12 protein-coding genes are annotated in these 13,136 nt (G+C 65.7%); 7 read left to right on the top strand and 5 right to left on the bottom strand.

What is annotated here, in order from left to right; all coding sequences use genetic code 11:
• The first annotated feature begins 36 nt into the window (after positions 1-36).
• Positions 37-975: a 2-hydroxyacid dehydrogenase gene (locus tag ACSFA7_RS30140; protein ID WP_435502738.1), complete on the top strand. Its 939-nt coding sequence runs from the start codon at positions 37-39 to the stop codon at positions 973-975.
• Positions 976-1,101: 126 nt separating this feature from the next.
• On the opposite strand, the gene ACSFA7_RS30135 is transcribed toward ACSFA7_RS30140, so the two are convergent.
• Positions 1,102-2,544 (bottom strand): amidase, encoded by a 1,443-nt coding sequence (locus tag ACSFA7_RS30135; protein ID WP_435502737.1) that lies wholly within the window; start codon positions 2,542-2,544, stop codon positions 1,102-1,104.
• A gap of 61 nt (positions 2,545-2,605) precedes the next feature.
• Between ACSFA7_RS30135 and ACSFA7_RS30130 the strand changes: the two genes are divergently transcribed.
• From ACSFA7_RS30130 to ACSFA7_RS30105, 6 genes are all read left to right on the top strand, one after another.
• Positions 2,606-3,598: a LysR substrate-binding domain-containing protein gene (locus ACSFA7_RS30130; RefSeq protein WP_435502736.1), complete on the top strand. Its 993-nt coding sequence runs from the start codon at positions 2,606-2,608 to the stop codon at positions 3,596-3,598.
• A gap of 174 nt (positions 3,599-3,772) precedes the next feature.
• The gene (locus tag ACSFA7_RS30125; protein ID WP_435502735.1) at positions 3,773-5,227 is read left to right on the top strand and encodes an aspartate ammonia-lyase; all 1,455 of its coding nucleotides are present in this window, start codon (positions 3,773-3,775) and stop codon (positions 5,225-5,227) included.
• Between the two features lie 179 nt (positions 5,228-5,406).
• On the top strand, positions 5,407-6,306 hold the full coding sequence (locus ACSFA7_RS30120; protein ID WP_435502734.1) for an amino acid ABC transporter substrate-binding protein: 900 nt from the start codon (positions 5,407-5,409) through the stop codon (positions 6,304-6,306).
• Positions 6,307-6,397: 91 nt separating this feature from the next.
• Positions 6,398-7,129, top strand: a complete 732-nt coding sequence (locus ACSFA7_RS30115) for an amino acid ABC transporter permease (protein ID WP_093441603.1) — start codon at positions 6,398-6,400, stop codon at positions 7,127-7,129.
• 1 nt (position 7,130) lies between these two features.
• On the top strand, positions 7,131-7,820 hold the full coding sequence (locus tag ACSFA7_RS30110) for an amino acid ABC transporter permease (protein WP_013539317.1): 690 nt from the start codon (positions 7,131-7,133) through the stop codon (positions 7,818-7,820).
• A 39-nt stretch (positions 7,821-7,859) separates the two neighbouring features.
• A complete protein-coding gene (locus ACSFA7_RS30105) occupies positions 7,860-8,597 on the top strand; it encodes an amino acid ABC transporter ATP-binding protein (protein WP_056576214.1) in 738 nt (245 codons plus the stop codon).
• Positions 8,598-8,675: 78 nt separating this feature from the next.
• Here the strand turns inward: ACSFA7_RS30105 and ACSFA7_RS30100 are convergent, their stop codons facing one another.
• The 4 genes from ACSFA7_RS30100 to ACSFA7_RS30085 form a co-directional block, all read right to left on the bottom strand.
• On the bottom strand, positions 8,676-9,731 hold the full coding sequence (locus ACSFA7_RS30100) for a nucleoside hydrolase (protein WP_435502733.1): 1,056 nt from the start codon (positions 9,729-9,731) through the stop codon (positions 8,676-8,678).
• Positions 9,732-9,979: 248 nt separating this feature from the next.
• A complete protein-coding gene (locus ACSFA7_RS30095) occupies positions 9,980-11,017 on the bottom strand; it encodes a DctP family TRAP transporter solute-binding subunit (RefSeq protein WP_435502732.1) in 1,038 nt (345 codons plus the stop codon).
• Between the two features lie 35 nt (positions 11,018-11,052).
• Positions 11,053-12,351, bottom strand: a complete 1,299-nt coding sequence (locus ACSFA7_RS30090) for a TRAP transporter large permease (RefSeq protein WP_435502731.1) — start codon at positions 12,349-12,351, stop codon at positions 11,053-11,055.
• A complete protein-coding gene (locus ACSFA7_RS30085) occupies positions 12,348-12,935 on the bottom strand; it encodes a TRAP transporter small permease (protein WP_435502730.1) in 588 nt (195 codons plus the stop codon). Before ACSFA7_RS30085 ends, ACSFA7_RS30090 begins: the two co-directional genes overlap by 4 nt.
• Positions 12,936-13,136 lie beyond the last annotated feature (201 nt).

The following is a 13,136-nucleotide window of genomic DNA, read 5'->3' as shown; positions in this document are numbered from 1 at the left end:
TCATTCAACCCTTTCCATCGATCCAGGAGTTCAGACGTGTCGACCAAGATTCCCCTGCTGGTGCTCAACAGCCTCTCGAGCGCCCACCAGGCCCAGATTGCCGAGGTCTACGACGTGACCTATGCCTTCGACCCCGCCGCACGCGCGGCCGCCATCGCCGAGCGCGGCAAGGTATTCCGCGCGGTGCTCACCATCGGCGTGATCGGCATCACCCCCGAGGAAATCGCGGCGATGCCGGCGCTCGAGCTGATCTGCTGCCTGGGCGCGGGTTACGAATGCGTGCCGCTCGAGGTAACGCGCGCCCGCGGCATCGTGACCGCCAACGGCGCCGGCACCAACGACGACTGCGTGGCCGACCACGCCTTCGGCTTGCTCATCGGCATCGTGCGCGAGTTCCGCAAGCTCGACCGGCTGTGCCGCGAAGGCGTGTGGCGCGAGGCCATCCCGCAGCCGCCGAACGTGTCAGGCAAGAAGCTCGGCATCCTGGGGCTCGGCACCATCGGCCAGAAGATCGCCAAGCGCGCCGCCGCGTTCGACATGGAAGTCGGCTATCACAACAGGAAGCCGCGCGAAGGCGCGACGCACCGCTACTTCGATGACCTGAAGTCGCTCGCCGCCTGGGCGGATTTCCTGATCCTTGCCGCGCCGGGCGGGCCGGCGACCAAGCACCTGGTCAACGCCGAAGTGCTCGATGCGCTGGGGTCGCGGGGCTACCTCGTGAGCATCGGCCGCGGCAGCGTGGTCGACACCGAGGCGCTGGCCGCGGCGCTGCGCGAGAACCGCATTGCGGGCGCGGGGCTCGACGTGTACGAGAGCGAACCCAAGCGGCCCGAGCAGCTCATCGGCCTGGACAACATCCTGCTGACGCCGCACATGGCCGGCTGGTCGCCCGAGGCGACGCAGAAGTCGGTCGATCATTTCCTCGCGAATGCCCAGGGACACTTCGCGGGGCGCGGCGTGCTGACGCCGATCTGAGGGTCTTGCTCCTTCCCCCTTTGGGGGAAGGCTGGGATGGGGGCAGACGGCGCTTGCAATGCAGGCAGCCCTCGATCGACGGCCGCTTGCCCCCACCCCAACCCTCCCCCAGCGGGGGAGGGAGTCTCAAGCCAAGACCGAGGGGCGCCGCGCGCCCCAGCCGCAGGCCTGGTCATACGCATGCCCGAGCCGCAGTACGTCGAGGTCCGAGTGAATCGGCCCCGCCAGCTGCAGCCCCATCGGCAGACCGCTTTCGCCGAAGCCTGCGCGCACATTGAGCGTCGGCAGCCCCGCCAGCGTGAACGGCGTGACGATCTCCATCCAGCGGTGGTACGTGTCGCTCTTCACGCCGCCCACCGAATCGGGCCAGTGCAGTTCGGCGTCGAACGGAAAGACCTGCGCGGTCGGCGCCACGACGAAATCGAAGCGCTCGAAGACCTTGAGGAATGCGCGGTACACGTTCGAGCGATAGATCGAGGCCTGGTACAGCGACGCCGCATCCAGGTGCTGGCTTTGCTCGATTTCCCACTGTGCCTCGGGCTTGAGCTGCGCGAACAGCTTCGGATCGCTCAGGTACGAACCGAGCTTGCCGCCGACCAGCAACTGCCGCAGCCGCAGCCACGCGCTCCAGTTGTGCTCGCGCGGCACGTCGAGCGCGCAGGGTTCGACCTCGCAGCCGATGGTGCGGAAGGTATCGAGCGCCTTCTCGCCGAGTTCGCGGATGCCGGGTGCGAGCGGCAGATCGGGCCAGACGCTGCCGAGCCAGCCGATGCGCAGGCCTTTGCCGTCGCCATCGAGCGCGATGTCATCGGGCGAGGGCAGGGCGTGTGGCGACGACAGCGGCACGCGCCCGTCGAAGCCCGACTGCACCGCGAGCAGCCGCGCCGCGTCTTCCACCGTGCGCGCCATCGGGCCTTCGGTGCTCAGTTGCTGGAAGAACAGTTCCTGCTCCGGGTCGCCGGGCACGCGCCCGCGCGAGGGCCGCATGCCGATCACGTTGTTGAAGCCGGCGGGGTTGCGCAGCGACCCCATCATGTCACTGCCGTCGGCCACCGGCAGCATGCCCAGGGCCAGCGCCACGGCCGCGCCGCCGCTGCTGCCGCCCGCGCTGCGCTCGGGCGCATAGGCGTTGCGGGTGATGCCGAACACGGTGTTGTAGGTGTGCGAGCCGAGGCCGAACTCGGGCGTGTTGGTCTTGCCGATGACGATGGCACCGGCGGCACGCGCACGGGCCACGTGAAGGCTGTCGATGCGCGAAGGCGAGCGCGGCGACAGGGGCGAGCCCATCGAGGTCGGCAGCCCGGCGGCGTGGCTCAGGTCTTTCACAGCGAGCGGAAAGCCGTGCATCCAGCCGCGCCGTTCGCCGCGGGCCAGTTCGGCATCGTGCGCTTCCGCCTCGGCCAGCAACTGCCCGGGTTCGCGCAGCGAGACGATGGCGTTGAAGCGCGGGTTCAGCGCCTCGATGCGGGCCAGCGAGGCCTGCATCAATTCGTGGCAGGACACGTCGCGGGCCGCGATGCGGCGCGAGAGTTCGGTGGCGCTGAGGGCGAGCAGATCGTCTGAAGGCATGGCGGATGCGGGAAAAGGAGAGGGCGCCCAGTATGGCGCGGCGCTCGCATAATCGTCACTCATGGAAACAAAGTGGCTTGAAGACTTCATCAGCTTGGCGGAGACCCGCAGCTTCAGCCGCTCGGCCCAGTTGAGGCACGTGACGCAACCGGCGTTCTCCCGCCGCATCCAGGCGCTCGAAGGCTGGGCCGGCACCGACCTCGTCGATCGCAGTTCCTACCCCACGCGCCTCACGCCCGCAGGCCAGACGCTCTACAGCCAGGCCATCGAGATGCTGCAGTCGCTGCAGAGCACCCGGGCCATGCTGCGCGGCCACTCGGCGGCCGGGCAGGACGTGATCGAGATCGCCGTGCCGCACACGCTGGCCTTCACCTTCTTCCCCTCGTGGGTCACCAGCCTGCGCGAGCACTTCGGGCCGATCAAGAGCCGGCTCATCGCGCTCAATGTGCACGACGCGGTGCTGCGGCTGGTCGAAGGCAGCTGCGACCTGCTGATCGCCTACCACCACCCCTCGCAGCCGCTTCAGTTGGACAACAACAAGTACGAGATGGTCAGCCTCGGCGAGGAAACCGTGGCCCCCTGGGTCAAGGCCGATGCCGACGGCGCGCCGCGCTACCGGCTGCCGGGCCGCCCGGGCCAGCCGCTGCCCTACCTGGGCTATGCACCCGGCGCCTACTTGGGCCGCGTGGTCGACCAGTTGCTCAAGGAATCGGGCACGGCCATCCACCTGGACCGTGTCTACGAAACCGACATGGCCGAGGGCCTCAAGGTCATGGCGCTCGAAGGCCACGGCATCGCCTTCCTGCCGCAGAGCGCGGTGCGCAAGGAGATCAAGGCCCGCAAGCTCGTGAGCGCGCTGCCGCCCGAGATCGACAGCCTGGAGGCGACGATGGAAATCCGCGCCTATCGCGAGAAGCCGAGCGCCCCGGCGCCGGTGAAGACCGGCAACGGGCGCTCCGCCAAGGTCGCGGCGGTGTCCGAGGGCATCCAGCCCAAACGCACGGCCGACGCGCTCTGGTCTTACCTCGTCGGCACCCAGCCGGCCGCCCGCTGATCTCAGTTTTTGTGCGCTGCACAATCTATAAATGCCGCGCATGAGGCCTCCCGGATTCAGCATTGGCGCCATGAGCACGCCGGTACTACAGTCGCGGCAGTTTTTCTTCAGCCGCAATCGCGGCATCATTCGAGGCACGCCATCCGCGTGCTTTTTTTTAGCCGAGGAACCTGTATGAGCTCCAATTTCAGGACCGAACACGACTTCCTCGGCGAGAAGCAGATTCCCGCCGCCGCCTATTGGGGCGTGCACACGGCACGTGCCGTCGAGAACTTCGCGATCTCCGGCACCCGCATCTCGGCCATGCCCGACCTGGTTCGCGCGCTGGCCTTCGTGAAGAAGGCCGCCACCCGCGCCAATGCCGACCTGGGCGCCATCGACCGCGACCGCGCGGCCGCGATCATCCTGGCCTGCGAGGACATCATCGAGGGCAAGCTGCTCGACGGGTTCGTGGTCGACGTCATTCAAGGCGGCGCCGGCACCTCGACCAACATGAACGCCAACGAGGTGATCTGCAACCTCGCGCTCGAAAAGCTCGGCCACGAGAAGGCGCGCTACGACGTGCTGCACCCCAACGACCACGTCAACGCCTCGCAGAGCACCAACGACGTGTACCCCACGGCGGTGCGCCTGGCGCTGTGGTTCGCGATCGGCAAGCTGCTCGAAGCCATGGCCGCGCTGCGCCGCAGCTTCGAGGCCAAGGCGCTCGAGTTCAAGGACATCCTCAAGATCGGCCGCACCCAGCTGCAGGACGCGGTGCCGATGACGCTGGGCCAGGAGTTCCTGACCTACGCGATCATGATCGGCGAGGACGAGGCGCGCCTGGGCGAAGCGCGCGCGCTGATCGAGGAAATCAACCTCGGCGCCACCGCCATCGGCACCGGGATCAACGCGCCGCACGGCTATGCGAACCTCGCCTGCCAGTACCTGGCCGAGCAGACCGGCGTGCCGCTGAAGCAGGCCGCCAACCTCATCGAGGCCACGCAGGACACGGGCGCCTTCGTGCAGCTGTCGGGCGTACTCAAGCGCGTGGCCACCAAGCTCAGCAAGACCTGCAACGACCTGCGCCTGCTCTCCAGCGGCCCGCAGGCCGGCTTCGGCGAAATCCGGCTGCCTGCGCGGCAGGCGGGCTCGTCGATCATGCCGGGCAAGGTCAATCCGGTGATCCCGGAAGTGATGAACCAGGTGGCCTTCGAGGTGATCGGCAACGACATCACCGTGACCATGGCGTCCGAGGCGGGCCAGCTGCAGCTCAACGCCTTCGAGCCGATCATGGGCTGGAGCCTGTTCAAGAGCATCAAGCACCTGGGCAACGCCTGCAACACGCTGCAGTTGAACTGCGTCGACGGCATCGAGGCCAACCGCGAATTCCTGGCCAAGCGTGTGCGCGAGTCGGTCACGCTGGTCACCGCGCTCAATCCGCTCATTGGCTACGAGAAGGCCGCGCTCATCGCCAAGACCGCGCTCGCCACGGGCGGCCCCATCGATCTGGTGGCGGAGTCGCTCGGGATCATGACGCGCGCCGAGATGGAGGCGCTGCTGATTCCAGAGAACCTGACCCAGCCGGTGCGCCTGTCCGCCGCACCGGTTCCCCCGGCTGCCGAGCCTTCGGGCACAAAGGCTGCTTAGTGAAAGTCGGACAATGCCAGGAGGCAGGATCGCACCAGGCTGGCGTCGCAATGCGCGCAGCCGGTGCAATGCACGGCGGGATGCCCCCCGGATGCACCGGGTTGGTCCGGGTATCACGCAAAATATGAATGTCTAGAATTTAGTTGTATCTGTTTCAGTCACCCTCAGGAGTTATCTGCATGAAAAAACAAGCAATGGCATTGGCAATCGCGGCGTTCGCCACAAGCGGCGCCTTCGCTCAGGCCAATGACACCCTGGCCAAGATCAAGGCCTCGGGCGTGATCACCGAAGGCGTGCGCGAATCCTCCGGCCTGTCGTACACGCTGGGCAACGGCCAGTACACCGGCTTCCACTACGACGTCTGCGCCAACATCATCAAGGACCTGGAAAAGGCCGCCGGCAAGAAGCTCGAAGTCAAGTACCAGCCCGTGACTTCGCAGAACCGCATCCCCCTCGTGCAGAACGGCACCGTGGACATCGAGTGCGGCTCGACCACCAACAACGCCACCCGTCAAAAGGACGTGGCCTTCGGCGTGACCACCTACGTGGAAGAAACCAAGATCGTCGTCAAGGCCAACTCGGGCATCAACTCGCTGGCCGACCTGAAGGACAAGACGGTCGCCACCACCACCGGCACCACGCCGCTGCAGACCGTGCGCAAGCAAAAGCGCGCCGAGAACCTGACCTTCAAGGAGGTCTACGGCAAGGACCACTCCGACAGCTTCCTGCTGCTGGAAACCGGCCGTGCCGACGCGTTCGTGATGGACGGCTCGATCCTGGCTGCCCTGGCCGCCAAGTCGAAGTCGCCCAAGGACTACAAGATCCTGAACGACGTGCTGGCCGTCGAGCCCATCGGCATCATGATCCGCAAGGACGACCCCGCCTTCAAGAAGGCCGTGGACGACAGCATCAAGGCCCAGGCCAAGTCGGGCGAGCTGGCCAAGCTCTATGACAAGTGGTTCCTGAAGCCGATTCCCCCGGCAAATGTCGTGATCAACCTGCCGCTGGGCGAAGCCACCAAGAACGCGTGGGCCAACCCGAACGACAAGCCCGCGGAAGAGTACGTCACCAAGGAATAAGCGCGCGTCGCTGCGTGAATGACGCCCACCTTTCGCGGTGGGCGTTTCTTTTCAAGGGACGGTTTCGTCGAAGACGGTGAAGGAGTAAGAAATGGGAAACTGGGATTGGCAGGTGTTCCTGCAGGACCCGGGGGGAGACTATCCGACCTACTGGCAGTGGATGCTCTCGGCCTGGGGCTGGACGGTGTCCGTGGCGCTGCTGGCGCTGGTCGTGGCGCTGGTGCTGGGCTCGCTGATCGGCATCATCCGCACGCTGCCCGACAGCCCGTGGCTGGTGCGGTTCGGCAATGCCTGGGTGGAGTTGTTCCGCAACATTCCGCTGCTGGTGCAGATCTTTCTCTGGTACCACGTCATCCCGGCGCTCATACCCGTGATGAAGGGCGTGCCGAGCTTCATCCTGGTGGTGCTGGCGCTGGGCTTCTTCACCTCCGCGCGTATCGCCGAGCAGGTGCGCTCGGGCATCCAGGCACTGCCCAAGGGCCAGCGCTATGCGGGCATGGCGGTGGGCTTCACCACCACGCAGTACTACCGCTACGTGATCCTGCCGATGGCTTACCGCATCATCATCCCGCCGCTCACGAGCGAGACGATGAACATCTTCAAGAACTCGTCCGTCGCGTTCGCCGTGTCGGTCACCGAGCTCACCATGTTCGCCATGCAGGCGCAGGAAGAAACCTCGCGCGGCATCGAGGTCTACCTCGCGGTGACGGCGTGCTACGTGGTGTCGGCCCTGGCCATCAACCGGCTCATGGCGTTCATCGAGAAGAAGACCCGCGTGCCGGGCTTCATCGTCTCGGCCAGCGCCGGCGGCGGAGGTCACTGACATGATGAATCTCGACCTGTCGTTCTACAACTGGGACGTCATCAGCAACTTCGTCATCAAGGGCTTCTACTTCAGCATCATGCTGACGGTGGTGGCCACGATCGGCGGCGTGATCTTCGGCACGATCCTCGCGCTCATGCGCCTGTCGGGCAAGAAGTGGCTCGATACGCCAGCTGCCATCTACGTCAACGGCATGCGCAGCATTCCGCTGGTGATGGTGATCCTGTGGTTCTTCCTGCTCGTGCCGGCGTCGTTCTATTCGCTGTTCGGCTCGCTCGGCTCGAACTACCGTTCCGAAATCTCGGCCGTGATCACCTTCGTGGCGTTCGAGGCGGCGTACTTCTCCGAGATCATGCGGGCCGGCATCCAGTCGATCCCACGCGGTCAGGTGAACGCGGGCCAGGCGGTGGGCATGACCTACGGCCAGAACATGCGCTTGGTCGTGCTGCCGCAGGCGTTCCGCAACATGCTGCCGGTGCTGCTCACGCAGACCATCATCCTGTTCCAGGACACCTCGCTGGTCTACGCCATCGGCGCCTACGACATGCTCAAGGGCTTCGAAACCGCCGGCAAGAACTTCGGCCGTCCGATCGAGGCTTACCTGCTCGCAGCTGTCGTGTACTTCGTCATGTGTTATGCCTTGTCCTGGCTCGTGAAGCGCCTGCACAAGAAGATCGCCATCATTCGCTGAGTGGCTGACTGAACCGGAGAGAAAGATATGTCCGAAAAAATGATCGAAATCAAGAACGTCTCCAAGTGGTACGGCCCCGTTCAGGTGCTCAACGACTGCTCGGTGAACATCTCCAAGGGCGACGTGGTGGTGGTGTGCGGCCCGTCGGGTTCCGGCAAGTCCACGCTCATCAAGACCGTGAACGCGCTCGAGCCCTTCCAGAAGGGCGAGATCACCGTCAACGGCATCCCGCTGCACGACCCCAAGACCAACCTGCCCAAGCTGCGCTCCAAGGTCGGCATGGTGTTCCAGCACTTCGAGCTGTTCCCGCACCTGTCGGTGACCGAGAACCTCACGATCGCGCAGATCAAGGTGCTGGGCCGCACGCCCGACGAAGCCAAGACGCGCGGCCTGAAGATGCTCGACCGCGTGGGCCTGATGGCGCACAAGGACAAGTTCCCGGGCCAGCTCTCGGGCGGCCAGCAGCAGCGCGTGGCAATCGCCCGTGCGCTGTCGATGGACCCGATCGTGATGCTGTTCGACGAGCCCACCTCGGCGCTCGACCCCGAGATGGTCGGCGAAGTGCTCGACGTGATGGTGAGCCTGGCCAAGGAAGGCATGACCATGATGGTGGTCACGCACGAAATGGCCTTCGCCCGCAAGGTGGCGAGCCGCGTGATCTTCATCGACGTGGGCGGCAAGATCCTGGAAGACTGCCCGAAGGACGAGTTCTTCAATCACCCCGAGAACCGTCAGCCGCGCACGAAGGATTTCCTCAACAAGATCCTGCAGCACTGATCGATTCGCTGCTGCGACGCAAAGACAAAAGCCACGCTGTTCTGCAGCGTGGCTTTTTTCATGGGCGAGACCCTTGGCTCAGGGCAACCGCGAGATGCGCTGCGTAAGCAGATCGAAGAACCCCTGCGCATCCCCCTCGGCAATCCAGTTGACGTTGGCCGGCCGCTTCAAGCCACCGTACCAGTCCGTCACCGTCTGGCCGAAGCCGATGCCTTCTCGGCTGTCGACTTCCACGTTCACCTGCTTGCCCTTGAAGAGCGAGGGCTGCAGCAGATAAGCGATCACGGTGGCGTCGTGCACCGGCCCGCCGGGCAGGCCGTAGTACTGCATGTCGTGCTGCACATAGGCATCGAGGATGTCGGCCACCGTCTTGCCCGCCTGGTTGCCGAGGCCGCGCAGCTTGGCGATGCGGTCGGGGCTCGTGAGGATCTTGTGCGTCACATCCAGCGGCAGCATGGTGATCGGCACGCCGCTCTTGAGCACGATCTCGGCCGCATGCGGATCGGCGAACACGTTGAACTCTGCCGTCGGCGTGATGTTGCCGCCGTTGAAGTGCGCGCCGCCCATGAGCACCAGTTCGCGCAGGCCGCGCACGATGTCCGGGGCTTGCGTGAGCGCCAGCGCGAGGTTGGTCTCGGGCCCGAGCATCGCGAGCGTCACGCTCTTCTCTGGCGCGGCACGCAGCGTGCGGATCAAATAGTCGACCGCGTTGCCTTCGGCGAGCGGTTGCTTCGGCTCGGACACCTTCACGCCCGTGATGCCTTCGCTTCCGTGTATGTCGGCCGCGTAGATCGGCGTGCGCAGCAGGGGGCGTGGTGCGCCCGCGTAGACAGGAATGTCCGGGCGCCTGGCCCATTCGCGTGCCAGGCGCGCATTGCGCGAGGTCTTCGCGAGCGGCACGTTGCCGGCCACCGTGGTCAGTGCCTGGATCTTCAGCGTCTCGGGCGATGCCATGGCGAACAGCAGCGCGATCACGTCATCGGCACCGGGGTCGGTGTCGATGATCAGCGTGTGCACCTTGGTGGCGTCGGCGGCGTGCGCTGCGGTCGGGGCGATGCTGGTGGTCATCAAGAGGGCGAATCCCGCGAGAAGGAACGAGGAAAGATCGGCTTTCCAGCGCGAAGAGAGGGGCATGAATTGGCTTCCTTGAAGCGCGAGAAAACGCGCGGTGAAAACCAGTCTGCCAGAGCAATTCGCGTCGGCGGCATGAAATCGAAGGCGTGTTCTGGGCCTCTGCCACGGGGCATCGGGCGGTCCGCAAACCAAGGATTTCGCCCGCCATTTTCGTTGCAGTTGAAAGTGCGCAACCGGCAAAGAAAAAGCCCCGCAAGCGGGGCTTCGGCGGGGCCATCGAAGCCCCCGCAGTGTTGCGAAAACGCAGCTTACTTCTTGCGCGCGGCAATCGCCTTCTCGGCCTGTGCGACGAGGTCCGCACCCACCGTCGACTTCCACTTGTCGTACACCGGACGCGTCGCCTTCACAAAGGCTTGGCGCTCTTCCGGCGTGAGCTGCGTTACCGTCACGCCCATGGCGGCGATGTCCTTGAACACCGGCTTGTCGGCTTCCACGAGGCCCTTGCGCGCGATGGCGATTTCCTGCTTGCCGGCATCGAGCGCGGCCTGGCGCACGATGGCCTGGTCGGCCGGTGTCCACGAGGCCCAGATCTCCTTGTTCACCACGAAGACCAGCGGGTCGGCCACGTAGCCCCAGGCGGTCACGAACTTCTGGCCCACCGTGTGCATCTTGAGCACGGTGAAGAGGAAGAGCGGGTTCTCCTGTCCGTCGACCGCGCCGCTCGCGAGCGCGGGCTGCGCATCGGCCCAGCTCATCTGCGTGGGGTTGGCGCCCAGCGCGGTGAACATGTCCGAATAGATCGGCGAGCCGACCACGCGGATCTTCATGCCCTTCAGGTCTTCGGGCGACTTGATCGGCTTCTTCGAGTTGGTGATTTCGCGGTAGCCGTTCTCGCCCCAGGCGAGCGGCACCACGCCGGCCTTGTCGAGGGTCTTGAACATTTCCTTGCCCACGTCGCCTTGGGTGAGCGCGTCGATGGCCGCGTAGTCGGGCATGAGGAAGGGCATCGAGAACAGGTTGAGTTGCTTCACCTGCGGCGACCAGTTGATGGTCGAGCCCACGGCCATGTCGATCACGCCCTGGCGCAGCGCGCTGAACTCGCGCGTCTGGTCGCCTTGAATGAGCGACACGCCCGGGTACAGCTTGATGTTGATGCGGCCCTGGGTGCGCTCCTTCACGAGGTCGGCCCAGATCTTTCCGGCCTGGCCCCACGGCGTGGGCGGGCCCAGCACCAGCGACATCTTGTATTCGGGCTTGTAGGCGGCCTGCGCCATCGCGCCGGTCGAGAAGAGGCCGAGCGTGGCAGCGACAGCGGCGAGGCCCAGCAGGGTGCGGCGGAATTTCATTTGAAGGTCTCCTCTTTGTAGATGGAACAAAAAAATCAGTAGCCCAGCTTGCGCGGCAGCCAGAGCGCCAGTTCGGGGAATGCGATGACCAGCACCATCACCACGAACATCGAGAACAGCATCCAGCCGACCCAGCGCACGGTCTCTTCCATGCGCACCTTGGCGATGCGGCACGAGACCATGAGGTTCACGGCAAGCGGCGGCGTGAACTGCCCGAGCGCGACCTTGAGCGTGAGGATCACGCCGAACCACACCGGGTCCCACTTGTAGTGCTGCACGATGGGCAGCAGCAGCGGCACGAAGATGAGGAAGATCGACACGCCGTCGAGGAACATGCCCACGGTGATGAGCAAGAGGATCAGCAGCGCGAGGATGCCGTATTCGCCGAGGCCCGAATTCACGATGGCCCGCGTCACAGGATCGATGACGCCCAGCGTCGAGAGCGAGTACGCGAAGATGCCCGCGAGCGACACCACCAAAAGGATCACCGCCGAGAGCTCGCCCGATTCGCGCAGGATCACGAACAGGTCGCGCACCTTGATCGTCCGGTGGATGCACATGCCCACGAAGAGGCCGTAGAACACCGCCACCACCGCCGCTTCGGTCGGCGTGAACCAGCCCGCGCGCATGCCGCCAAGAATCAGCACCGGCGCCGCGAGGCCCCAGATGGCTTCGCGAAAGCTCTTCCAGAACGGCGGGCGCGGCAGCGTCGCCTCGAGCGCGCCCATCTTGTGGGTGCGGGCCAGCCACACGGCCGGGATCATCAGCGCGAGGCCGGCCATCACGCCCGGGATCATGCCGGCCGCGAACAGCGCCGGCACCGAGGCGCCGGGCACCAGCACCGAGTACACGATGAACGCGACCGAGGGCGGAATCAGGATGTCGGTGGCCGCCGCGGCGCCCACCACGCTGGCCGAGAACGCGGCCGGGTAGCCGGCGCGCGACATGGCCGCGATCATCACCGCGCCCACGGCGGCGGCATTGGCCGGGCCCGAGCCCGAGATGCCGCCGAGGAACATCGCGACCGCAATCGCCACCAGCGGCAGCATGCCGGGACCGCGCCCGACGATGGCGACCGCAAAGTTCACCAGCCGCAGCGCCACGCCCGAGCGGTCGAAGATCGAGCCGACCAGCACGAACATCGGAATGGCCAGCAGCGGGTATTTGCCAAGGCCCGCATAGAAGTTCTGCGGCACGGCCAGCAGGCCGAACCACTGGGCATCGCTGTTGGCCAGCGCGATGCAGGCGGCGCCTGCCAGGCCGAGTGCGGCGCCGATGGGCACGCCCACCAGCATCATCAGCACGAAGGCGACGAAGAGCAGGGTGGCGATCACTTGGCGTCGCCTTTGCTGCTGTTGCTGCTGTCGTCGGACTGGTAGTTCGTCTTGCGCCCGCGCCGCACCATGAGGCCGATGGCGCGCCCCGCGATGGCGAACGACACGATCGGCAGCCAGATCGAATACCACCAGGCCGGCAGCCCGATGCCTGGCGTGGTTTCCTCGAAGCGGTAGTCGTCCCACACCATGCGGATGCTGAGCGCGCCGATCAGGCCGAAGAGGATGGCGATCATCAGCGCGCCGAACTGCGCGAGGCGCTTGCGCCGCGCCATCGAGCCGCTCTCGGAGAAATACTCGATGCGGATGTGGCGGTCGCGCGCCACCGCGGCCGAGCCCGCCACCAGCGCCAGCATGATCATGAGGAACACCGAGAACTCCTCTGTCCAGGCGAACGACGAGCTGGTGAAGTAGCGCACCAGCACGTTGGCAAAGGTGATGAGCGCCAGCGCGCCCATGATGATGACGGTGAGCCAGTCTTCGATGGCGAGCGGCACCTTGGTGGGTTCGTCGGCGGCTTCGATGTCGGGGGGGAGGGGGCTGGCGGCGTCCAGCGTGGGGCCGGACTCGGGAGGAGTTGTCATCGCAGGAAGGGCAGGTGAGGCAGGCGCGCTTGTCGCCGGGCGGACGCCGGGACGCGGTCCGTACACCTCGACAGGGGGAGCAGTCGCCGATGCTAGAGGGTCGATGACCATTCATGCATCGGGGGTTTCCTTAGCTGGCGGGCTTGCTGGGCCGCTTTCGGGGCGCGTGCGCAGGGCGCCGGGTACTCCCCTCCGCGAATG

The organism is Variovorax trehalosi, from assembly GCF_051216415.1.
Taxonomy (GTDB): domain Bacteria; phylum Pseudomonadota; class Gammaproteobacteria; order Burkholderiales; family Burkholderiaceae_C; genus Variovorax.
Note: the sequence above shows the minus strand (reverse complement) of the source record. Positions and strands in the feature narration are given on the sequence as shown.